At 42.6% G+C, this 23,258-nt stretch carries 22 protein-coding genes; 14 read left to right on the top strand and 8 right to left on the bottom strand.

Going from position 1 to position 23,258, the window contains the following annotated elements; genetic code table 11:
* Positions 1 to 18 precede the first annotated feature (18 nt).
* Genes ACOOEY_RS14005 through ACOOEY_RS13995 form a run of 3 tightly spaced genes read left to right on the top strand, consistent with a single transcriptional unit; the run spans position 19 to position 2,696 of the window.
* On the top strand, positions 19 to 897 hold the full coding sequence (locus ACOOEY_RS14005; RefSeq protein WP_420385345.1) for a heme/hemin ABC transporter substrate-binding protein: 879 nt from the start codon (positions 19 to 21) through the stop codon (positions 895 to 897).
* A gap of 19 nt (positions 898 to 916) precedes the next feature.
* A complete protein-coding gene (locus ACOOEY_RS14000; RefSeq protein ID WP_420385344.1) occupies positions 917 to 1,912 on the top strand; it encodes a FecCD family ABC transporter permease in 996 nt (331 codons plus the stop codon).
* Between the two features lies 1 nt (position 1,913).
* Entirely contained in the window at positions 1,914 to 2,696 is a 783-nt protein-coding gene (locus ACOOEY_RS13995) for a heme ABC transporter ATP-binding protein (RefSeq protein WP_420385343.1), read from the top strand.
* Here ACOOEY_RS13995 and ACOOEY_RS13990 read toward each other — a convergent pair.
* Positions 2,682 to 3,788, bottom strand: coding sequence for a hypothetical protein (locus tag ACOOEY_RS13990; RefSeq protein ID WP_420385342.1), 1,107 nt, complete (start codon positions 3,786 to 3,788; stop codon positions 2,682 to 2,684). The genes ACOOEY_RS13995 and ACOOEY_RS13990 overlap by 15 nt on opposite strands.
* Before the next feature lie 171 nt (positions 3,789 to 3,959).
* Between ACOOEY_RS13990 and ACOOEY_RS13985 the strand changes: the two genes are divergently transcribed.
* The 4 genes from ACOOEY_RS13985 (at position 3,960) to ACOOEY_RS13970 (ending at position 8,101) form a co-directional block, all read left to right on the top strand.
* Positions 3,960 to 4,220, top strand: coding sequence for a hypothetical protein (locus ACOOEY_RS13985; RefSeq protein ID WP_420385341.1), 261 nt, complete (start codon positions 3,960 to 3,962; stop codon positions 4,218 to 4,220).
* 355 nt (positions 4,221 to 4,575) lie between these two features.
* Positions 4,576 to 5,889, top strand: a complete 1,314-nt coding sequence (rimO, locus tag ACOOEY_RS13980; RefSeq protein ID WP_420385340.1) for a 30S ribosomal protein S12 methylthiotransferase RimO — start codon at positions 4,576 to 4,578, stop codon at positions 5,887 to 5,889.
* 63 nt (positions 5,890 to 5,952) lie between these two features.
* Positions 5,953 to 7,536 carry a bacillithiol biosynthesis cysteine-adding enzyme BshC gene (bshC, locus tag ACOOEY_RS13975; protein ID WP_420385339.1) on the top strand — a complete coding sequence of 528 codons (1,584 nt, stop codon included), beginning with the start codon at positions 5,953 to 5,955 and terminating at the stop codon, positions 7,534 to 7,536.
* Complete coding sequence (locus ACOOEY_RS13970) at positions 7,529 to 8,101, top strand: 5-formyltetrahydrofolate cyclo-ligase (RefSeq protein ID WP_420385338.1); 573 nt, start codon at positions 7,529 to 7,531, stop codon at positions 8,099 to 8,101. The genes bshC and ACOOEY_RS13970 overlap by 8 nt, the downstream gene beginning before the upstream one ends.
* Here ACOOEY_RS13970 and ACOOEY_RS13965 read toward each other — a convergent pair.
* The 5 genes from ACOOEY_RS13965 to ACOOEY_RS13945 all read right to left on the bottom strand — a co-directional run bounded on the left by ACOOEY_RS13965 (position 8,098) and on the right by ACOOEY_RS13945 (position 14,686).
* Positions 8,098 to 11,808 (bottom strand): hypothetical protein, encoded by a 3,711-nt coding sequence (locus tag ACOOEY_RS13965; RefSeq protein WP_420385337.1) that lies wholly within the window; start codon positions 11,806 to 11,808, stop codon positions 8,098 to 8,100. The genes ACOOEY_RS13970 and ACOOEY_RS13965 overlap by 4 nt on opposite strands.
* 7 nt (positions 11,809 to 11,815) lie before the next feature.
* Positions 11,816 to 12,208: a hypothetical protein gene (locus ACOOEY_RS13960; RefSeq protein ID WP_420385336.1), complete on the bottom strand. Its 393-nt coding sequence runs from the start codon at positions 12,206 to 12,208 to the stop codon at positions 11,816 to 11,818.
* Positions 12,209 to 12,281: 73 nt separating this feature from the next.
* Positions 12,282 to 12,968 carry a tRNA (5-methylaminomethyl-2-thiouridine)(34)-methyltransferase MnmD gene (gene mnmD, locus ACOOEY_RS13955; RefSeq protein ID WP_420385335.1) on the bottom strand — a complete coding sequence of 229 codons (687 nt, stop codon included), beginning with the start codon at positions 12,966 to 12,968 and terminating at the stop codon, positions 12,282 to 12,284.
* On the bottom strand, positions 12,965 to 13,444 hold the full coding sequence (gene ispF, locus ACOOEY_RS13950) for a 2-C-methyl-D-erythritol 2,4-cyclodiphosphate synthase (RefSeq protein ID WP_420385334.1): 480 nt from the start codon (positions 13,442 to 13,444) through the stop codon (positions 12,965 to 12,967). Before ispF ends, mnmD begins: the two co-directional genes overlap by 4 nt.
* Entirely contained in the window at positions 13,445 to 14,686 is a 1,242-nt protein-coding gene (locus tag ACOOEY_RS13945; protein WP_420385333.1) for a M16 family metallopeptidase, read from the bottom strand. It abuts the gene before it with no gap.
* Positions 14,687 to 14,769: 83 nt separating this feature from the next.
* On the opposite strand from ACOOEY_RS13945, the gene ACOOEY_RS13940 reads away from it, so the two are divergent.
* A complete protein-coding gene (locus ACOOEY_RS13940; RefSeq protein WP_420385332.1) occupies positions 14,770 to 16,749 on the top strand; it encodes an alpha-ketoacid dehydrogenase subunit alpha/beta in 1,980 nt (659 codons plus the stop codon).
* Position 16,750: 1 nt separating this feature from the next.
* Positions 16,751 to 17,143 (top strand): bacillithiol system redox-active protein YtxJ, encoded by a 393-nt coding sequence (gene ytxJ / locus ACOOEY_RS13935; protein ID WP_420385331.1) that lies wholly within the window; start codon positions 16,751 to 16,753, stop codon positions 17,141 to 17,143.
* Positions 17,144 to 17,155: 12 nt separating this feature from the next.
* Here ytxJ and ACOOEY_RS13930 read toward each other — a convergent pair whose 3' ends face one another.
* Together ACOOEY_RS13930 and ACOOEY_RS13925 are read right to left on the bottom strand one after the other, a co-directional pair.
* A complete protein-coding gene (locus ACOOEY_RS13930; protein WP_420385330.1) occupies positions 17,156 to 17,677 on the bottom strand; it encodes a hypothetical protein in 522 nt (173 codons plus the stop codon).
* A 130-nt stretch (positions 17,678 to 17,807) separates the two neighbouring features.
* Positions 17,808 to 18,551, bottom strand: coding sequence for a membrane or secreted protein (locus tag ACOOEY_RS13925; protein ID WP_420385329.1), 744 nt, complete (start codon positions 18,549 to 18,551; stop codon positions 17,808 to 17,810).
* A gap of 201 nt (positions 18,552 to 18,752) precedes the next feature.
* On the opposite strand from ACOOEY_RS13925, the gene rpsT reads away from it, so the two are divergent.
* From rpsT to ACOOEY_RS13900, 5 genes are all read left to right on the top strand, one after another.
* The gene (gene rpsT / locus ACOOEY_RS13920; RefSeq protein WP_068218253.1) at positions 18,753 to 19,004 is read left to right on the top strand and encodes a 30S ribosomal protein S20; all 252 of its coding nucleotides are present in this window, start codon (positions 18,753 to 18,755) and stop codon (positions 19,002 to 19,004) included.
* Between the two features lie 104 nt (positions 19,005 to 19,108).
* Positions 19,109 to 19,798, top strand: coding sequence for a RadC family protein (gene radC / locus ACOOEY_RS13915; protein WP_420385328.1), 690 nt, complete (start codon positions 19,109 to 19,111; stop codon positions 19,796 to 19,798).
* 62 nt (positions 19,799 to 19,860) lie between these two features.
* Entirely contained in the window at positions 19,861 to 20,478 is a 618-nt protein-coding gene (locus tag ACOOEY_RS13910; RefSeq protein ID WP_420385327.1) for a DUF1684 domain-containing protein, read from the top strand.
* Positions 20,479 to 20,543: 65 nt separating this feature from the next.
* A complete protein-coding gene (gene pheT, locus ACOOEY_RS13905) occupies positions 20,544 to 22,961 on the top strand; it encodes a phenylalanine--tRNA ligase subunit beta (protein ID WP_420385326.1) in 2,418 nt (805 codons plus the stop codon).
* The gene (locus ACOOEY_RS13900; RefSeq protein ID WP_420385325.1) at positions 22,961 to 23,254 is read left to right on the top strand and encodes a hypothetical protein; all 294 of its coding nucleotides are present in this window, start codon (positions 22,961 to 22,963) and stop codon (positions 23,252 to 23,254) included. The genes pheT and ACOOEY_RS13900 overlap by 1 nt, the downstream gene beginning before the upstream one ends.
* Positions 23,255 to 23,258: the final 4 nt, after the last annotated feature.

The following is a 23,258-nucleotide window of genomic DNA, read 5'->3' as shown; positions in this document are numbered from 1 at the left end:
CTTTTTCAACCAAAAACCATGAAAAAATTCATTCTACTACTGACTATACTGGCCACTCTTTCTGCTTGCGGGAGATTCTCCAATCAGGACGAAAAAGAAGCCAATTCCGAGCGAATTGTGTGTCTGGCTAAACAGTATAACGAAATTATCTTCGCCCTGAATGCACAGCAGAATCTGGTAGCGGTAGATCTTTCCAGCACCTACCCTCCTGCCATTAAGGAATTGCCAACTGTTGGCTATCACCGGGCACTAAGTACAGAAGGCATTCTATCTATGAAGCCCACCATCATTATTCATGACAATAATGTGGGGCCTGAGCAGGTGATGCAGCAAATGGAAAAGCTAGAAATACCCATGAAGGTGTTCGAAGCTCCGGGCAATGACATCCCGACTACCAAAGCACTCATCACCGAAATGGGGCAGTACTTCGACAGAGCGGAAGAAGCCGTTTCACTCAATGCAAAAATTGACCGCGAGATGGCACAGGCCATGGAAAGCCTGAAAAATTACCCGACCCGACCAAAAGTGGCCATTATCCATTACGGAAGAGCCAGCAACATTTACCTGACCATGACCAGCGGAAGCAATGCCGGTAAATTGATTGAATGGGCCGGGGGTGAAATGGCAATTGATGGAGAAAGAGGCATGATGCAGCTTTCTGCAGAAGTCATTGCTCAGTCCAACCCCGATATCATCTTACTGACCGACTTTGGCTACGACCGATTGAATGGAATGCAGGAAGTGAAGAATCTGCCTGGAGTTTCTACCACCAAAGCCGCTCAAAACAACAGAATATTCAGGGTTGAAGAACACGATATGGTATATTTCGGCCCGAGAACCGGAGAGATTGTAATGAATCTTCAGGAGCTAATTCACAAGAATGAAGGGCTTCAGTAACCAAAGCAAACCCTGGCTCATGACCATGCTCCTACTCATGGTCATCACATTTATTTTCTCCATGAAGCTGGGGGCTGTTTCCATTTCATGGGATGAAATCCAGTCGGCCTTATCTAAATGGGTGGGCGGAGAAGAAATGAATCTGCAGGAAAGGATTTTCTTTCAGATCAGGCTTCCTCGCGCACTGGCGGGTGTTTTGGTGGGAGCGAGCCTGGCCATTGCCGGAGTGCTGATGCAAGCCCTCTTCCGTAACCCCATTGTAGAACCCGGCTTAATCGGCACATCGAGCGGAGCGGCATTTGGAGCCTCTCTCTACTTTGTTTTAGGAGCAGTAATGAAATTCAATGCCGGAGAATGGACCTTACCCCTGGCTGCCTGTTTGGGAGGAACACTTTCAACCGTTCTGGTCTTTCTCCTGTCGCAAAACAGGTCCTCCGGCAAAAGCTCGGTTGTGGCTCTTTTGCTGACGGGAATAGCCATTAATGCGCTCTTTTTAAGTGGAGTAGGCTTTCTCTCCTACCTGGCCCGCGATCCTCAGGCCAGAAGTATTATTTTCTGGAATCTGGGTACACTTTCGGGTGCCAACTGGATTTCCATTTCAATCATAGGCTTTGTTACCGTTGTATGCCTCATCATTTCTTTGCGCTATGCCAAACCGCTCAATGCCCTCATGATGGGTGAAGATGAAGCCGTATTTCTTGGAGTGAATCTCAAGCGACTGCAGATTACCATAATTGCACTGAATGTGCTATTGGTGGCTGTTGCCACTGCCTTTGTGGGAGTCATCAGCTTTGTAGGTCTGGTGGTTCCTCATTTGCTTAGACTCATGAAGGGTTCAGACAACAGGTTCCTTTTGTTAGGAAGTGCCTTGATGGGAGCCATTTTGCTCAGTCTGGCCGATTTGGCTTCCCGACTTTTGTTAGCCCCTGCAGAACTGCCAATCGGTATAGTTACTTCTTTGGTGGGTGTACCTGTATTCATAGCCTTACTTCGTAAAAAACAGTACTTCTTCTAATATGCTTGAAGCCAAAAACATATCCGTACAAATTGGTGAGAAAACCTTGCTCAATGATGTCTCTGTACGCTTTGAGCCGGGTAAACTGAACCTGATTATCGGACCCAATGGAGCAGGAAAATCCACCTTGATCAAGGTCATCAGCCAGCAGATGAGAAAGCATGAGGGGGAAGTCTTCTATAATGGAGAAAATGCCCAGGGCTTATCAGAGCGAAAAATGGCCCAAATGAGGGCGGTACTCTCCCAGAATATAGACCTCGCCTTTCCCATGAAAGTATGGGAGGTGGTGATGATGGGCCGTTACCCTCATTTTGTGGAATCGCCAAGGCAAATCGATCAGCAAGCTGTAGAAGAAGCCATGTCTTTCTTCAACATTACCGATATGGCAGAAAGAGACTACCTCACGCTCAGTGGTGGTGAAAAGCAAAGGGTTCATTTTGCTCGCGTGTTGACTCAGATCTGGTATCCGAAAGAAGGACAGAATCGATTCTTATTGCTCGATGAACCTCTCACTTTCCTGGATGTGCAGTACCAGTTTCAGTTCATGCATAAGATCAGAGATTTGCTGAAAAGTGATGATCTGGTGGTCATTGGTGTCGTACACGACCTGAATTTGGCCGCCAGGTTTGGAGACCTGATTTGCCTGCTACATCAGGGTAAATTGCTGGCTTCGGGAGCTAAATTCGATGTGCTTTCCAAAGAGAATATCAGAACAGTTTTTCAGCTGGAACCTGTGCTTTATAAAGATGAGGAAAGGGATTTGGTGCACTTATTCTTTGAATAGCTGATTCAAAATCGATTTAATATCGTACCGGAAAAGAGCTTCCTGTTCTGCTGATCCGGCATACAGGAACCCTTTCTCTTCATCTACTGAGATACTCCAGATATGGTCAGGGCATGCCAGCTCAGCTCTAAGATTTCCATCCCAATCAAAGACGCGGATAGTGGATGGATGGAACTCCTTGTCCTCATCAAATGTCGCATTATAGTAAAGGGTAAATATGAACTCTTGAGTTACCCAAGAATCTATGTAATAATTCTTCAGGGTACCCATGAAGTACATTTTTGAGTCATAAATTTCACCGTAATCAAACAACCTATATCTATCGTTATCAATATATGAGGCCACTTTATTCCCCACATTGTTAAATATATCCAAACGGTCATAATGCCTCATTGCAACTGCAAAACGAGATTGATCGGGTCTCATGGATAAATTGATGTTATTAAAATTGGCACCGTTTCTCCATTGCTCTGGATTCTGGACATTGGTTACTTCAGGATACTCCCCATAAAGCTGAAATTCACCGTTTCTTAACATCACCAAAGGAGCCATATTTGTACCATTCTGATAACCCGGCTGATGACCTACTAAACCCACTGAGTCAACTACGAAAAGTGCATTCATAAAGTCATATTCAGGTTTATGTGTCACCCTTCTTTCAATCACAGTCCTTCCCTCTTGAAGGCTTTTGGTAATATTGATAAGACTTATCCTAAATCTTGGGGGGTCATTCACCCAAATCAAATACTCTCCTTCTCGCTCGATATGCTGGCCCCAATAACTGGCCCCATAAAAAGTATCTGGTCCTTCTCTTCCTCTTTCACCTAGGCTACCCAGATAACTCAAATCCTTTGAATTGTAAACAGAGAAAACTACCCTATCTACTCTATTCTGATTCTGCTTAATTAGTAAATATGGGCCAACTATATATGGAGCCATACCTATTTCTTGTTCAAGAAACTGTTCAGCAACCAGGCTTTCTTTAATAATACCCGGCTCAACTTCCACATCATTTACGGGAGAACCTGAACAGCCTGCCAAGACGGAGACAATAACGAGGCAGCCCGCTACCTTTAGCTTGTGTATGATCATTTTGAAATTTATAAAAATCCTGAACGTTTACGTACATTTTACTGCTCCTTATCGGTCAGAATTTGTTACTTTAAATATTTAAATAACTGAAAAACAACCACTTACATTAATGGCACCCATCTTGTTCCAAAGAATGTGGATAGAAAACATTTGTACACTAACGAACAACCTATGAGTGCTATAGCTATACAAATTCCGCAAATATCTGGCGAACAGGATATTGAAGTAGAAGTAAAAATCAATGGCCAGAAGCGTTCCTACAATTACAGGGTAGAAGTATTCTACTGGGCCGATTGTGAGAACCCTAGCGATGACCGCGTTGACTGTATTCGTCAGATACTCTCGAAATACGATTCTGACTGGGAACTCTACCAAATCGGTCTTCCAACTGACGAATTAGTACCTATTACTTTCAGAAAGAGAAGAGGATAGTATAAAGTTTTATACCTCTAGAACCGACCATTGAAATTCGTACAACATCCATTGCGGAGGGAGGGGATCCAACATCAGCGTGACCATCGACCGATGTGGTAACCAAAAAGCACCTTGTTTCCCCGGTGGTTTTGATGCCTGCCTGCGCGTAGCTGCTTCGGCAAAGGCAGGTTGGTCGCTTTTTCTTTTGGAGAATCAAAAGAAAAGTAAATCCATTTGATTCAAGGGATATAGATAATCTGAATGAATAAGGAGATTGCCACGTCACAAGTTTGATTCTTATCAAACTTTCTCCTCGCAATGACGGAATCCAACCTCTTAATTATTTGTAACTTGCGCCCTCAAATTTCAATGCATGAAGGTTAAAGGGCTGAAAAAGGATAAAGTCAACATTGTAACACTGGGTTGCTCAAAAAACCTGGTAGACTCTGAAGTAATGTTGACCCAACTGAAGGGTAACGGGATAAAGACCACCCATGAGTCAAAAAAGGATGATGCCAACATAGTCATCATCAATACTTGTGGCTTCATTGACAATGCCAAGCAGGAATCTATCGATACCATTCTGAGATATGTAGATGCTAAGGAAGAAGGTATGGTAGACAAAGTCTATGTCACCGGTTGCCTATCGCATCGCTACAAGGACGATCTGGAAAAAGAAATCCCTCAGGTTGATGCTTTCTTCGGCACCATGGAATTACCTGCCTTGCTGAAGAAATTCAAAGCAGACTACAAACATGAGCTTTTAGGTGATAGAATCACAACTACCTCTAAGCATTATGCCTATCTCAAGATTGCTGAAGGTTGCGACAGACCTTGTTCCTTTTGTGCCATTCCGCTCATGCGTGGTGGGCACAAATCCAGACCAATTGAAGAACTGGTAACCGAAGCTAAAAACCTGGCCAAAAACGGCACTAAAGAGCTTTTACTGATTGCTCAGGATTCTACCTATTACGGTCTCGACCTGTACAAAAAGAGAAACCTGGCAGAGCTGATGAAGCACCTTTCGGATGTTGAAGGCATCGACTGGATCAGGTTACACTATGCCTTCCCAACAGGCTTCCCTTCAGATGTTCTCGATGTCATGGCAGAAAGGCCAAACATCTGCAACTATCTGGACATTCCTCTTCAACATGGTTCAACTAAAATGTTGAAATTGATGAGAAGAGGTACTACTCGTGAAAAGACAGAAGCATTACTCGCTGAGATGAGAGCCAAAGTTCCTGACATCGCGATTAGAACCACCCTAATTGCCGGGCATCCTGGAGAAACTGAGGAAGACTTTGCCGATATGGTAGACTTTGTAGAAAAGTCACGTTTCGACCGGTTAGGCATCTTCACCTACTCACATGAAGAAAACACCCATTCCTATAGTTTTGAAGACGATGTTCCTGATGAGGTGAAACAAGAAAGAGCTAACCACGTAATGCAAATTCAGGAAGAAATTTCTAATGAGATCAATCAGGCCAAAATTGGTAAGACGTTTAAGGTGCTGATTGACAGAAAAGAAAGCGGAAGTTTTATTGGCAGAACCGAGCATGACTCACCAGAAGTAGACAATGAAGTCTATGTGGATGCCAGCAAGCATTACCTGAGAGTGGGAGACTTTGCCGAAATCAAAATAACTGATGCTACTGAATTCGACCTTTATGGTGAACCTGTAGTATAATTAAACGCTTTGTTTTAAACCCAAAGTTATTGAAGGTTGTTACCTTCCACATAAACGAAATATATGAGCACCTTAACTGAGACTGACTGTTTACTATCGAAAGTAGAATTTAATCAAACCAACAGTTTTTCGTCCTTCTTCCTGGACTATATCTCAGATAAAGAGGTACTGAAGCCATTTCATAACGGTATCCCTACCATTGAATCGCTTAAAAGGCAACTAGATGAGCGTAATTTTCCACAGCAGCACAGACAAGTTGTAGCTCAAGTATTGAGTAGTCAATATGAGGGAATTGAGACCTCAGACCTTACTTCAAAGCATATTGGTCTCCTTAAAGAGTCCAACACTTTTACCATTACCACAGGACATCAGCTCAATATCTTCACAGGTCCGCTTTACTTTATTTACAAGATTGTCACGGTTATCAATGCCTGTAAGGAATTAAAAGCCGCATACCCTGACTACAATTTTGTTCCTGTATACTGGATGGCTTCAGAAGATCATGACTTTGATGAAATCTGCCACTTCAGAATGAATGGAAAGAAACTGGTTTGGGAAACAGAGCAAACCGGAGCAGTAGGCCGATTCAACCTGAAAGGCATCAACAAGATCTTTGAACAGGTCATTGGTATGCCCGAGTTCTTTGTTCAGGCTTACCAAAAAAAGAATCTGGCTCAGGCAGTCCTACATTATGTGAATGCCTTATTCGGTGAAGAAGGTTTAGTGGTGATTGATGCAGACCATCATGAGTTAAAGTCACTATTTAAGCCGGTTATAGAGTCGGATATCTTTGAAAACCAACCTCAACAGATCGCCCAGAAAACAACTGATGCACTCGAAGCTGCCGGCTACAGCACTCAGGTATTTCCACGGGAAATCAATTTCTTCTATTTGAAAGATGATCTCCGATCGAGAATTATTGCTACTGACACTGGTTATGAAGTACTCGACACGGAGCTCCATTTTACCAAAGATGAACTTAAACAGGAAATAGATCAATACCCCGAAAGGTTCAGTCCCAACGTATTACTCAGGCCATTATATCAGGAGTTTCTCCTGCCTAACCTGGCTTATGTTGGAGGACCTTCTGAATTAGTCTATTGGCTTCAGCTCAAAGGTATATTCGATCATTTCGAAACTACCTTCCCTATGTTAATGCCAAGGAATTTTGCTGCAGTACTCGACAAAAACACATTGCGCAAAATTGAACAGGTCCAAATGACCTGGGAAGACATTTTCAAGAATGACCATGAATTAGTTAATGAGAAGGTTAGAGATCAAACTACTTTCCAACTAGATCTGGCTAGTCAAAAAGCACAGCTGGAGACAATCTTCCAACAAGCACTTCAGCAAGCAGTAGAGGTTGACACCACTCTGGAGAGAATGGTAAAAGGCGAACACAGAAGAGCTGAAAAGACACTGGAAAAAGTAGAACAGAAGATACTTAAGGCTGAAAGAAAAAATCAGGAAGTACTGGTCAACAGAATCTATGCTATCAAAGAAGCACTCTTCCCCGGAGGCTCACCTCAGGAGAGAAAAGACAATTTCCTTAACTTTTACATGACAGACCCTAACTTTGTACAAGGCTGTCTGGATTCATTCGATCCATTCGACTATAGATTCCACTTGCTTAAAACGAATGAATAAAAAAGTACTTCGCTCCATGTTTCTGGAAAAGAGAATGACGCTCAAGTCAGCGGAATTGTCTGAAAGGAACAGGCGATTACTTGAAAACTGCAAGACGTTCGTCAACGAACAGAGTTCACTGAAACACGTACACATTTTTGTTTCTATGGCTGAACATCATGAGCCAGATACTTTCAAACTTATTGACTGGCTGGCAGCAACCAAAAAGATACAGGTGTACAGCTCAAAAACATTCTACAAAGAAAGAAAGCTCACTCATCACAGAATACTCCACTCAAAAGACTTTACACCGGGAAGAAAAGGAATTCCTGAGCCGAACAGTCTTGATATTGTTGATCCCAGGTTATTCGACCTGGTTTTTATTCCGCTTATTTCCTTCGATGAGTCTGGCAACCGGATTGGCTATGGGGCTGGTTTATACGACCGCTTCTTAAAAGAAGTGAGGAGTGACTGCCTGAAAGTTGGTCTGGCCATCACTCCTCCTCTTAATTTCATTGACTATACCGATACGCATGATATTGCCCTGGATTACTGCATTAACCACCTGGGCATATATCAGTTCTAGCGTGTTCTCTTCAGTAGTTTTACTGTTGCTTTTCTATCACCATTAACGGCCTCGAAGATATATACACCATCAGCCTGGCTAGAAATATCAATCTGGAGATCATCCAGCGGTTGATAGTTCCCAACACTACCCACAGACACACTTAGTCCATTAGAAGTCACAATACTATACTCTACCGGACCAATAAATCCGTCAGGTAAGTACAGGTTAAAGATTCCCGAAGAAGGGTTGGCATCAACCAGAATATCCTTCAGGCTTCTGTTACCAATTTCTTCGCCTGCAACCACATTCTGAATAGTATAGGTCTCCGATGACGTAACGGTACCATCGAATGCATTTCCTGCACCATCGACAATATCCTGCCCGCTGGCAAAGGCCAGCTCCACTGTTCCATCAGAAACGATTTGAGAAATTTCTACTGAGTATGATTTATTATCCTGAACAGCCAATACTCCAACAATTTCTGCATTGGCTAATGCATTCGGAAGAGTAAAGTCTGTTTCATCGACATTATTTACATTTTCAGAAAAAGTCACCAGGAATGTTACTTCGAACTGATCGGTTACTTCGGAAGTAGGATTAGCTCTGGTAATTGCGGCAGTAGGAGCTGTATTGTCAGTCACTGTATACGTTTCAGAGCTTTGTATGGCGCCCTCAAACACATTTCCCGCCAGGTCTGTAATATCAGTTGAGGCTGAAGCAACCAGCCCTAAAGTTCCGCTTCCTCCAATACCAGTCACCGTTACATCGTAAATTGTACCTTCTGTTACCAGGGCTATGCTTTCTACAGTTCCAGAAGCGGTACCGGTTGTAACAAAGTCATCCGGACCAACATTCACTACATCTTCATCGAAGGTAACCTGGAAAGTCGCTTCACTGGCCGACAATGCCTCTGTTGATGGGTTGAACCGCTCAATGGATGTAATGACAGGTGCCTGTCCATCCAGATTGATCGACACTGTATTGGATACGCCACTACCTTCTACTGATTGAATTGAAATTCTCACTTGATAATCACCTCCGTCAGTAACAACTAATGTCTCTTCTGTAGCACCATCAATCTCAACTCCATCCTTTAACCATTGATAAGCTATTGGAAAGTTCGAGTTATAAGAGAGATTAGCTCTCATAGTAACAGAGCGCTGATCATTAGCAAAAGAGTAGTTAATATTTGGAACAACCCCGGTATCATAATATCCGAAGAAAGTACCATTACCATGGGTAGAAACCATGATCATACCTTCTATAGGTCTCGCCATGATATTCGATACCACCACATTACCAATGGCCTGAGAAGCTTGTTGTACCCAGGTAGTATTGTCTCCATCAAGTGTCTGAGTCATAAATAGCCCCACAGATGTTCCTATAAAGTAATAGTTCTGACCACTACCATCAGGCATAATAGCAGCTGACCTTACAGATGGCCCGGCACCCGAACCATTAGCATTTTCTTCCAGGTTACCAGAAATGGAGTTCCAGCTATTACCTCCGTCTTCAGAATACCATACACTCACCACTCCATAATTAGAGAAAGTCACGATCACCTTATCTGCATCGGTTGGATCAACTGCAATACTGGATACGTTACCTATAGGCATACCGGTGGTCGTCAATTGTGTTGCCTGAATATCTCCTTCAATATCTTCCGTACCGGTTACTTTAAAAAGTCTACCAAAGCGGGTACCGAAGTAAACCACACCTTCAGGGTCAACGGACATTCCAAAGGCAGAAACTTGCTGTCCTGTCAGGTTACCGTGAGTAATTTCGTTCCATTCATCTACACCCGGGTTGGTTCTGACATCGTTGGTATAGAATACTCTACCACGAGCTGCAACAAACAACTGGTCTTGTTTAACCGGGTTGATGATATATGGATTAATAAACAAATAGTCATTGTCTTCAGAAGTAGGACTAATATTACCAGCAAAGTTGTATTCGTTGCCTTCCAGTGCAAACCTGATCAAATTACCACGCTGCGAACTGGCATATAGACTATTGTAGGATATTCCAGAGAAGGCGCCATCGCCACCAAATACTTCAGTCCAAACCTCATCTTGTGCTGTGGTAAACTTAGCCCATGTGCCATTGTCTTGCATTCCTCCAACCAATTGTGGGTCACCCAAATCGAACTGATGAATACTGGCTTGATAAAATTGCGAAGTGATATAACCATTATTCAATGGAGTCCACGAGATAGGGTTGACCGTATTGGTATTGGTTGTTACGTTTTCTGCAAGGTGCAAACCACCATCAGTTGCGGTAATCATTCTATTACCATCTGACGGGAAGAATGCGTAAGCATGGTTATCCGGGTGATGGTTAGGGTAACGAGGAAAGCTATTGGGATTGTTGTCATTATTATACCCTCCTACCTGTTGAGTAGCTGCAGAAGTTGCAAAACGGTTCGTAGTTCTCATCAGGTTAACTCCACCTAAAAAGACTATATCTTCATTGGTTGGATGAACCGCAACATAAAGGTCATAACCTCCCTGGGAGCCGTGACCCGAGCCTACATCGGAGGCAGATACCTTAATGTTGGCAGACAAGTCTGTCCATGTATTAGTCGATTCAGAGTAGACAAATAAGCGATCGTCTCCAACAAAATAAACTCTGTTTTCATCATTCGGATCAATGGCTATTTCAAAGCGGCTAAAACTTGAAGGGAAGTTGGTGGCTGGTTCAATTTGAGTCCAACTGATACCATCAGTTGACTTGAACAAACCATCAACACCATTGGCACCATTAAAGCTGGAATTGGCAATTGAGGCATATACCATTCCGGAAGACGAAACGGCAACATCACACCAGTTAGAGCCGGTATTGGTTTCTCCCAATACTACTTCAAAAGTCTGGAAGCCATCAGTACTTCGAATGATTTCACTTAAACCTGCCGCATAAATTTCTGTTCCAGACGCCTCTGAATAGTCAATCGCCAACTGATCAATGATGGTAAATCTTTCAGCATCTGTAATAACGTCTGTGCCAGAAGTCCCAGGCTGGGCTGTTGAGCTAATCAATTGCCATGAGTCTCCATTGTCTACTGATTTGTAAATTCCATTACCAAGGTAGAACGCTCCTGACCCTGAAGCTGAGTTGCCTGAAAACTCACCTGTAGAGTAATACCACTCACTGGTTTTTCCACTTCTCTTATCCTGAACAATACTTGATACTGCCGGATGATGCTCTAAAGCACTGGTTCTTGTCCAGCTGGCACCCTGATCGGAGCTTTTCCATACACCTCCGGAAATACCTCCTGCAATAAGCACATCTTCATCGGCCACATCTATAACAATGGCACGTGTTCTACCACCAATGTTATAGGGCCCCATGTTGAAGAAGTTATCACTATTCTGATTGGTAGCTGTAGGTTGGCTTCCCAAAGTAAAAGGACTCACACCAGAAGGCACTACATTAGTTACATTGAGATTTTGTCTGGCATACTCCAGTTCCTCTTGTAAAATGTTTCTGGGTACTATACCCGTGCCGGGTACAACCAACTGATCCCTTTCAAATTCCAGTCTTTCGATTGGATTTTCACTCTTTGGATCCTCCTCCTCTTCATCCCTCATCATTTCTTCAGGAATTGAAGCAAGGTTAATACTCTTTTCAGATTTGAAATACTTGGCTTTTTGCTGAGGCCTCAGGAAGAGTACTCCACATATAACGAAAGCGACAAAAAGACCAATTGCTACTTTAAATTTGCTCATAACCTAGTTATTCTACCACCATATTTAATTCTAAAATCTCTCCTCTGTTAATTGGAGTCAGTGCGTCAATCAGCACTTCAGCGTTCTTTTTGAACTTAACATCAGCAGGAGTATATAAAGTCGCCATTTCTGCAGTGCGGGGCTCTGCACGGGCAAAGGTATCTCCATGATCTATCACTTCCATTACCTGAATCGTATAGCTGTTCCTGTCACCAACAGACTTATTTCGGCTAATGATCCTGGCCTTTAACCTGACCGCATCTTTGTTCATAGTTTCTTGTTGAGCTTGTATAACACCGCTCTCACTGACGGGAAATTGTGACGAAGCACAATTGACCATCATAAAGCCAATTAATAGAAAAAACAGATATCGCATAGAATTGGAAAATTTCCTTTTCATAAATAGAAATTTAGTATGGAAATATACAATTTAATTAACGAGTGTCAGGAAAATAGCAACTCAATTTATTTAGTTATTGAGTCTTGTTAGCCCTTACCATTTCTTTCTTACCCGGAGGTCCATCCAACGTTTCTACGCTTAAACCCAACTGAGCTAGATTTCTCTTGAACTGACCCTGCGCACAATAGGTCACCAATGTAGAAAGTGAATCCATTACATTATTAATACTACCAAGTGAATCAATATCCCACATCTCCGATTGCTTACTTGGCGCAAAGGCATCATAAAATACGAGATTGAATAGCTGATCAGATTTAAACTCTAATAATGGAGTCTTATGCCGGACAAAGGAAAAATTCGACTCGAGCACAAGATTTTCACTCCAACCGGACTGGTGCATTTTGAGAAAATCAGCATGGGCAAGGCTGGTCTCAAAAGCCTCTACATAATTGAGCTGCTCAAATAAGTCGCTCGTGAGGGGAAAAGGCTCCAGGGTTTCGAAATGAATGGTTATCCCGGGGTTTTTCCTACAGTAGTCCCATACTAACAGAGCATTGAGCCCTGTACCAAAACCTACCTCCAGTATGGAAAAATCTTTAACACCCCGGGCTCTCAGGTAGTCTATCCCTTCTTTAATAAAAACATGTAACGACTCTGTAAGTGCTCCATGAGTTGAGTGATAGGTTTCCCTTAACTCTTCATTATACAAAGAATGAGAGCCATCAGAAGTAGTGATTATTCTGATTGGGGAGTCACTCATGGTTTTTGAATGAGTACGGTGGCATAGGCAGCAACTCCTTCCTCCTTACCCACAAATCCGAGCTTTTCAGTGGTAGTTGCTTTAATGGAGATATCCTCTTCAGGAATATTCATGACTTCTGCCAGGCAGGTTTTCATTTCGGGAATATGTGGATTAACCTTTGGCCTTTGCAAACAAATAGTAGAATCGATATTCGATACTTCATAACCGGCATCTCTTATGAGCATCATCACCTTCCGAAGCAATATCTTACTATCAATTCCTTTGTAGGCAGGATCTGTATCAGCAAAATGATATCCAATATCACGCATGTTGGCTGCCCCTAAGAGTGCGTCACAGATAACATGTATCAAAACATCGGCATCTGAATGACCTACGGCCCCATGGGTATGAGGCACCTTGATACCTCCCAACCAAAAGTCCTGGCCTTCATCTAAGCGATGTACATCATAACCAAAGCCTACTCTTATTTTCATTTAATCTCTTTTTGACTTATACCTTAGTACCGAAGCATTTTCTTTTCGCAGTATCTTCTTCGCCTGATCTGAAATATCAGCTGCTGTCACCCTTCTTATCTTGTCCACTTCTTCATTCACCAAAGAAGCATTACCCATCATTTCTGCATAGGCTAACCCCATGGCTCTATTTAGCAATTCCATCTCCGAAAAAACCAGTGTAGACTCAGCCTTGTTTTTAACTTTCTCTATTTCCGATTCAGCTAACTCTTCTGATTTAAAGTTTTCTATCAATTTCCAGATAGCCTCTTCTCCTTCCTCTATACTTCTTCCCGAGTTCAATTTTCCTTCAATCACAAAGAGTCCCGGGTCTAATGAGCCGGTAACATGTGCTGAAATTGAGTTGAAAATCCGCTGCTTCTCCAACAGTTCATTGTAAAGACGGGAAGATTTTCCTCTACCCAATATATCACTCAATAGGTCAGTCGTATGATAGGCTTCGTCAATTCTCGAGGGCATATGAAAAACCATATAGAGTGCATCCACCGGCACATTTTCCTCCATCTCCAGAAGTCTGTATTCCTTCTGCTCTGGCTCAACGGTCAAATCTCTTTCAACCGGTAAGCCAGCAGGAATAGGACCGAACCACTTTTCTGCGAGAGTTTTGACCGATTCCAGCGTAACATCTCCGGCTACCACCAAAATGGCATTGTTCGGAAGATAATATCTAAAGAAGAAGTCTTTCACATCTTCCATGGTAGCCTTTTCAATATGACTGATATCCTTACCAATAGTAGCCCAGCGATATGGGTGTTTCTGATAAGCCAGCGGTCTCAGCTTCAACCATGCATCGCCATAGGGCTGATTCAGGTAACGCTGCTTAAATTCTTCAATCACCACTGAACGCTGAACTTCCAGTACTTTCGGGTCAAAAGACAGGCTTAACATTCGATCAGACTCCAGCCAGAAGGCTGTCTCTAAATTAGCCGAGGGTAAGGTGATATAGTAGTTGGTAATATCGTTCGAGGTGAAGGCATTATTGTCGCCCCCCACCTTTTGCAGAGGTTCATCATACTCGGGTACATGTCTGGAACCTCCAAACATGAGGTGCTCAAACAAATGTGCGAATCCTGTTTTTTCCTCATTTTCATCCCTGGCTCCTACCTGATACAGGAGGTTCACGGCAGCAATCGGTGCACTATGATCTTCGTGCACGATCACTTTCAGCCCATTACTCAGCGTAAATCTTTCGTAGCTAATCATGTCGGGGCGCCAAGTTAAAAATAATGGCCCTTAATTTTTGCAATTGCCCCTTTACTTTAATTTTGCTCTCTACATCACCACCTATGAGATTTAGTAAAACCGGTTACAAAGAAGAAGAGCTCCTTCACCTCTACAAGGAGCTGATTACACCAAGACTTATTGAAGAGAAAATGCTGATCCTGCTAAGACAGGGAAAAATCAGCAAATGGTTCTCAGGCATTGGCCAGGAAGCTATCTCAGTAGGCGCAGTTCAGGCACTGGAAAAAGATGAGTACATCTTGCCTATGCATAGAAACCTGGGGGTATTTACAGGAAGAAAACTTCCTCTTAACCGTCTGTTTGCTCAATTTCAGGGAAAACTAAGTGGCTTCACCAAGGGAAGAGATCGTTCATTTCATTTCGGTACAAAGGAGCACCATGTAGTTGGTATGATCTCTCATCTTGGACCACAAATGGCACTGGCCGATGGCATAGCCCTGGCCAACACTTTGAAACGGGAACAAAAGGCAACCCTTGTATTTACAGGTGATGGAGCCAGCTCGGAAGGTGATTTTCATGAAGCATTGAACGTAGCTGCTGTCTGGGACCTGCCGGTTATCTTCGTGATTGAGAATAATGGCTATGGTCTTTCCACCCCAAGTCATGAACAGTTCCGATTCAATAGTTTCTTAGACAAAGGTCCTGCCTACGGCATTGAAGCCGTTCAGGTTGACGGGAATAATATCCTGGAAGTCCACCGAACAATTACAAAACTGGCCAAAGAGATTAGAAAAAACCCGAAACCGGTGATTGTTGAAGCGCTCACTTTCAGAATGAGAGGCCATGAAGAAGCCAGCGGTACTAAATATGTCCCTAAAGAATTGATGGAACATTGGGCAAAAAAAGATCCGGTTGAAAACTACGAGCAGTATCTGCTGAAGAATAAAGTACTTACTCCGGACCGTATTGCTCAATACAAAGGTGAAATTAAAGCTGAAATTGAAGCCGGGCTGGAAGCCGCCTATGCAGAAGAACTTCCTGAATTCAATCTGGATACAGAAGTAACCGATTTGTTCGAAGCTTATCAGCAAACCGTAATTCCTCCCGCTACAGAGACTAAAAGCGATAAACGTTTTGTAGACGCGATTTCAGATGGACTCAAACAAAGCCTGGAGAAATACGATCAATTAGTAGTGATGGGGCAGGACATCGGAGACTATGGTGGGGTCTTTAAAATCACCGAGGGCTTTTTGGAAAAGTTTGGAAGGGACAGAATCCGAAACACGCCACTTTGTGAGTCGGCTATTATAGGAGCTGGCCTGGGTCTGTGTATTAATGGTTATAAAGCTGTGGTGGAAATGCAGTTTGCAGACTTTGTTACCTGTGGCTTCAATCAAATCGTTAACAACCTGGCCAAAATCCACTACCGTTGGGATCAGAATGCTGATGTGGTAGTGAGAATGCCTACAGGTGCAGGAGTTGGTGCCGGACCATTTCACTCTCAATCTAACGAAGCCTGGTTCTTCCATACTCCTGGATTAAAGATTGTATATCCATCCAACCCGTATGATGCCAAGGGCCTGCTCAATGCAGCCATTGAAGACCCTAATCCTTACATGTATTTTGAGCACAAGGCCCTTTACCGTTCTTTGACTGAAGCAATCCCTGATGATTATTATACTGTAGAAGTCGGCAAGGCGGCAATTCCATTAACAGGAGATGATATATCTGTCGTTACTTACGGCATGGGAGTACATTGGGCAAAAGCTCTGGCCGAAGAGTTGAAGGAAATATCTATGGAGATAATCGACTTAAGAACTTTGAGCCCTTGGGATCAGGAAACCGTGGGTGAGTCAGTCAAGAAAACCAACAAAGTACTAATCCTCCATGAGGATACACTCATTGGCGGAATTGGTGCCGAAATAGCCGCATGGATTTCCGAACATTTGTTCGAACATCTGGATGCCCCGGTGGCAAGAATAGCCAGTTTAGACACACCCGTTCCATTTACTAAAACACTGGAAGAGAACTTTTTACCGGTAAAAAGGTTGAAAGACAAAATATTGGAATTACACGATTATTAACATGCTCTGGAAAAAGGGAAATAAAGCACCGAAAGAGGGAATGAACTGGCAAGAGTTGAACAACATAGAACAACTCGATACAATTCAGGAAGAAAGCCATCAGCAGCCCGTCTTGATCTACAAGCACAGCACCCGATGTGGCATTTCAGGAATGGCCCTCAGTAGATTGGAAAGAGAATGGACAGGTGAGCTTAATCACATTAAAACCTACTTTTTGGATCTTATTGCTCATAGAGATATTTCCAATGCCGTACAAAACAAGTTTGGAGTTTATCATGAGTCACCCCAGGTAATTCTTCTAGAAAATGGTAATGTGGTGTATAATGATTCTCACATGGGTGTTTCTGCCGAACCTTTAAAACGTATGACCATAAAAAACTCCGACCATTCCTGATCGGAGTCTATATTAACCAACGGTCCAACATCCTTCAATCCAAACTCTCACACCGTTAAAAACTCTATAGTGACCTGGCATCCATCGGTGTTGAGATAGCCTGAGTGACCAATGGCCATCAATCCAGATATCTCTTCTCAGCCTTCTATCATAGTGCCAGTAACCTGAAACCCAGATATGTCTATTGCTGGGCCTGTATCCACGGTTTACTTTTACTCTTCTTCCTCTTTTAAAGTCATAATCGTAGTAAACCCTTGAATTTCTGGTATAGTAGCCTCTATCATTGAAACGCCTTCCGTTGTTTCTGTTCCTAAAGTCTCTGCCATTATCGCGATAAACTCTTCTGTCTACCACTTTAACAGTTCTGCCATACCTGTCTTTGCGACCATCACGATCGTCTCTTCCACGATCATTCCTTCTTACATCTTCCTTTCTGTCGCGTCTTCCGCGATTGTCCTGCCTTCCTCTCTGTGCCAATATATCGGCTGAGAAAAACATGATCAATATTCCTGATAATAGTATTACTCTTTTCATAACCTTGACTTTAAAGTTTCTGACTTATTTCCAAGGTCCGGACCATTTTCTTTAATGCATTGGCTACAGGTATTCCATTACCGTGCCAAAAATGGTCGAGTAAGATGACTACAAGAGTATCTCCTGCCTATTATTGCCGTGTCCAGATTTCTTTGATTGGGCTTCCTGATGAACTCAATCCACTATGCTCCCACTTATTCCCATCTACCTTATAATTGAAGCTCAGGGATGCCCCTACCCTTTCAGAGTTACGTGAAAAGAATTCGATATGCTCAGTGTAGTTACCATTCTCTACAGTTACCGTTCCACCACCCGTACCTGAAAACTGCTTAGTAGCGGGGTTAAATGCAGCCCATTGAAAACGTGAACCTGTGATCATTTTAATGGTCTTCCGATCTCCCTGAGGCATGGCTCGCATTTCATCGTTTTGCATGCGATCGGTAATTCTCCAGGCACCGGCCAGATCACCGGTACCATTATCAATCCTGTCAAAAACCAACGTGGTAGTCTCGCCTTCATTAGTGTAATGGAGTGTAAGCTCATTAGCCTTTAATTCCGCAGTCATCTCCATTTTCACTCCTACCTGATTGCTATCCCAGGTATTGAATTCAGTAGTATAGAAAAGTTTGTTGGCAATGATTTCTACAGCCCCGCCCTGAGAACCCACAAAAGTTTTTTGGTCTACATCAAACTCTGTATAGAAAACATAAGGAGACTCTATCAATAGCACCGCCCTTGAATCTGGGCTTCTTCCATTAACGGCCTTCATTTCCCATGCACCCTCCAGGGCATTGGACGGAAATGCTTCATCAAACCTTTTTACTTCTGGCAGAAAGGTGATGGACAAAATCATAAGTGTTAACAAATACTTCATAGTCAGCTGATTACAATTAAAAGTTAATCATTTTCAACTTGAAAACACGATAAAGTATTGGCTAATCGTAAGATTCTGACCTAACTTTGGCCAGGTCAATTTCGAAGTCACAAGAAGGAATTCCGAAATTTATCTTCAATGCTTTGCAAATAATTGAATTAGACCTATCTTTGCATCCCAATTCAGAAAGCAGAAATATAAATGGCAAATCACAAGTCAGCACTTAAGAGAATCAGATCAAACGAAGCAAAGCGTTTGAGAAACAGATATCAGCACAAAACGACTCGTACTTTTGTGAAGAGGTTGAGAAATACAACTGACAAAGCCGAAGCCCAAGAGCTTTTGAAGAAAGTAATCGGTATGTTGGACAAATTGGCTAAGAAAAACATTATCCATAAGAATAAGGCATCTAACCAGAAGTCTAAGTTGACTAAATTGGTTAACGCGCTTTAATTCTAAAGACTTTAAGTGAAGCCGAACCTGCTAAGGTTCGGTTTTTTTATGTCTCTACTTTATTAATCACATGAATTATTTATATCTTTTCTCCAAATTAAACCATGGAGAAAGCTCTCAAAATATTAAACTGGGCTGTTGAAGACAGGCCCAGGGAAAAGCTACTCTTTAAAGGACGTACAGCTTTATCTGATGCGGAGCTCGTGGCCATCCTCATCGGATCCGGCACTGCAGACCTCAGTGCTGTAGAATTATCGAAAAAAATACTCCTCCATGTAGGCAATGACCTGAATGAATTAGCCAAACTCACCGTAAAAGACCTTACCCACTTTAAAGGTATTGGCCAGGCAAAAGCCATCAGTATTGTAAGTGCCCTTGAGTTGGGGCGAAGAAGAAAGAAAACTGAGATTAAAAGCCGGCTTAAAATCAATAAAGCCAAAGATGCCTATGAAGCTATCGCTCCCGAATTGCTAGACCAACCTGTAGAACAATTCTGGGTCATAATGCTGAACAGAAGTAATCACGTCATCAAAAAACGATTAATTAGCCAGGGAGGGGTTAGCGGAACCATAGCCGACCCTAAGATTATCTTTAAATCAGCGCTGGAAGATCTGGCCAGCGGAGTGATCTTAGTCCATAACCACCCCAGCGGTAACCTCAAGCCCAGTCAGGCAGATATAAAGCTGACTAAAAAACTGGTTGATGCCGGCTCACTTCTGGAAATACCCGTTCTGGACCATATTATTTTCGCTGATGCCGGTTTCTATAGTTTCGCTGATGAAGGCAGACTCTAAAATCTTCTTATTCAAAGCCCTCATTACTCGCATTTTAACATCGCTCAATGTAATTTCACACCATGAAAAAGAGCAACCTGTTCATTATCTTAATCGTGGCCATTGTGGCCGTCACTATTTTCAATTTTCTGACTATTGGGGAAAGTTCAGAAGACTACATTGAAAGAATAGAACAAGAGAGAAAAGATAAGAACGGATTCATGCTCTCGTCCAGTTCTCCACTACTCGAGGAAGAAAAACCTGAATTTAAAGGACTCAATTACTTCCCGGTAAATCCCGACTATAAAGTCACTGCCCGATTGGAAAAAACCGCAAATAAACAACCTATCTTTATTGAGTCCACAACAGGTGAACAATTGAAGTATATTCCATTTGCCAGGGCCACATTTGAATTGCAGGGAAGTGAACACACTGTGATGCTTTACCAGGACTGGGAAGAAAACGACCCCAACAAGCTATCACTAATGTTTGCCGATGAAACCAGCGCAGGAGAAACTTATGGCGGGGGCCGATATATTGACGTGATGTACAGAAACACTAATTCCGTGGTAATCGACTTTAATAATGCCTATAACCCCTACTGTCATTACAATCCGGAATACAGCTGTCCAATCCCCCCCAGACAAAACATGCTAGACATACCCATTGAAGCTGGAGAAAAAAATTACAAAAACTATTAAGCCTGCCAATAGCAGCAATTAATCACTAATTTTGCCCATTCTTTGACAAAGGTTCATCAGTTAATATGAAAATATCACTCAACTGGCTTAAGCAATACATCAATCTCACTGAGAGTCCGGAAGAAATTTCGAAAATCCTTACCGATACAGGACTTGAAGTTGAGGGTCTGGAAGAAGTAGAAAGTGTAAAAGGAGGCTTGAAAGGCCTGGTAGTAGGAGAAGTGCTCACTGCTACACCGCACCCAAATGCCGACAGATTAAAAGTAACAACTGTCGATATTGGTACTGATGAACCCTCTCCTATTGTATGCGGAGCGCCTAATGTAGCCGCAGGACAAAAGGTGATAGTGGCAACAGTTGGAACAACACTTTATCCGAAAGGAGGAGATAGTTTCACGATTAAAAAAGCTAAAATCAGAGGAGAAGTTTCTGAAGGTATGATTTGCGCTGAAGATGAAATCGGACTCGGCACCTCTCATGATGGTATTATGGTACTGGATACCGATTTACCCAATGGTACCCCTGCCGCTGAATACTTCAACCTGGAATCAGACTATGTCATTGAAATCGGGCTTACGCCTAACCGTGCCGATGCTGCCTCTCACCTTGGAGTGGCCCGTGATCTGAGAGCCGCTTTGGGCAAAGCCATTAAACTACCCGAAATCAAAGAAATCGAGTCAGACAGCTCTCAGGAGGGAATAAAACTGACCATTGAAAATACCGAGGCCTGCCCAAGATATTCTGGTCTGACAATAAAAAACGTTAAGGTTCAGGACTCTCCCAAGTGGCTGCAAACCAGGCTAAAAGCTATTGGTATTAACCCTACCAACAATGTGGTAGACGTGACCAACTATGTGCTTCATAGCCTCGGACAACCTATGCATGCTTTCGATGCAGCAGCCATTGAAGGCAATCAGGTGATTGTCCGAACCATGGCTGAGGGCACCAAATTCACCACCCTTGATGAGAAAGAAAGAAAGCTTTTTGCTGAGGACCTCATGATCTGCAATGCCACTAATGGTATGTGCATCGCTGGTGTTTTCGGTGGTATTAAATCAGGGGTAACTGAAAAAACCACATCTGTCTTTCTGGAAAGTGCCTATTTTTCTCCAGACAGTATTCGTAAAACTGCGCAGAAACACCAACTGAAGACTGATGCTTCTTTCCGCTATGAAAGAGGCACCGATCCAAACATGACTATGCTGGCCCTAAAGTATGCCACTCAGCTCATTCAGGAAGTTGCCGGAGGAGAGGTCATTGGAGAAGTTTATGATATTTATCCTGAACCCATTCAAGACTTCAGCATTGAAGTTACCTACCATAGAATCAACCAGTTGATTGGTAAGGAACTGACCAAAGAGCAAATAGAAAGCATTCTGAATGGATTAGACATTCAATTAGAGAATAAAACAGAAGAAGGATTTACAGCCATTGTACCTCCTTACAGAGTTGATGTTCAACGCGAGGCTGACATTGTTGAGGAAGTATTGAGAATATATGGCTACAACAATGTTGAACTGAACCCTCATCTAAGCTCAAGCTTTCTTTCAGAGTTTCCGAAAAAAGATAGTGACTCACTGCAGTTAGAAGTTTCCAGAATTCTTTCTGGCGCGGGTTACAATGAGATAGTTACAAACTCTCTTACCAAGCATCAATATGCTGAGGCTTCTGAATCAATCAATTCAGAGCATGATGTGAAAATACTCAACTACCTGAGTGAAGAACTTGATGTAATGCGTCAATCACTGCTCTTCTCAGGATTAGAAGTCATCGACAGGAATGTAAAGCGTAGGCAAACCAACCTAAAGGTTTATGAATTCGGAACTACTTATCACCTCAAAAAAGAAGGTAAGTACACTGAATTAAGTCGCCTTGGGATCTTTTTAACCGGTGAGAATCAGTCTGAATCATGGTTGGACCAAAGCAGACCAGTAAGATTTCACGATCTGGCACAACTGGTTTATCAGATGCTCAACAAGTTTGGAATGCACAGATTGGAAATCAGTGAAGCAGGCTCTGATCTTTGGAGTTATGCCATTGAAATCAGCTACAACAAGAAGACAGTTGTAACCCTTGGAAAGGTAAATCCGAAGATGGCCGCACAATGCGAAGTAAAGCAGGAAGTATTCTATGCTGATCTTGATTGGCAGATGCTCAAAGAAAACTATCCATTGATCGTTGATTTCCAGCCACTTTCAAAATACCCGGAAGTCAAAAGAGACTTGTCATTGGTTATTGACAAATCAGTAAAATTTGAGGACATTAGAAGGCTGTCTGAAAGAAATGCATCAAAGCTCCTTACTGGTTTAAGAGTTTTTGATGTTTATGAAGGAGACAAAATAGGGGCTAATGAAAAGGCTTATGCTATTAGTTTCTTCCTGCAAGATCAAAGTCAGACCTTAACTGATAAGGTAATTGACAAGACTATGCAGAGATTGATGACGGCTTTTGAAAAAGATTTGGGAGCAACCATCAGAAAATAATGACCAACCATCCGATTGATCAAAAGCTAGTAGGGCTTGAAAAACGTATTCAGGAACTGATAAAAGCCTATCAGTCGGAAAGGTCCAGGAATAATCAGTTAGAACAAACCAACCAAAGCCTTAAAGCAGAGGTTGAAGGCTTACAGGCTAAGCTAACTGATTTTCAAAATCAGTACAAAATCGCTAAAATTGTATCTAGCACAACAGTGGAGAAAGACGAGGCTGTTGAGTTGAAAAATAAGTTAAACGAGTATATAAAAGAGATTGATCGTTGTATAGCTCATTTGAGCTAATTTT

It is taken from the genome of Roseivirga sp. (assembly GCF_965216855.1).
Lineage (GTDB): Bacteria > Bacteroidota > Bacteroidia > Cytophagales > Cyclobacteriaceae > Roseivirga.
This window is presented reverse-complemented; position numbering and strand designations above follow the sequence as displayed.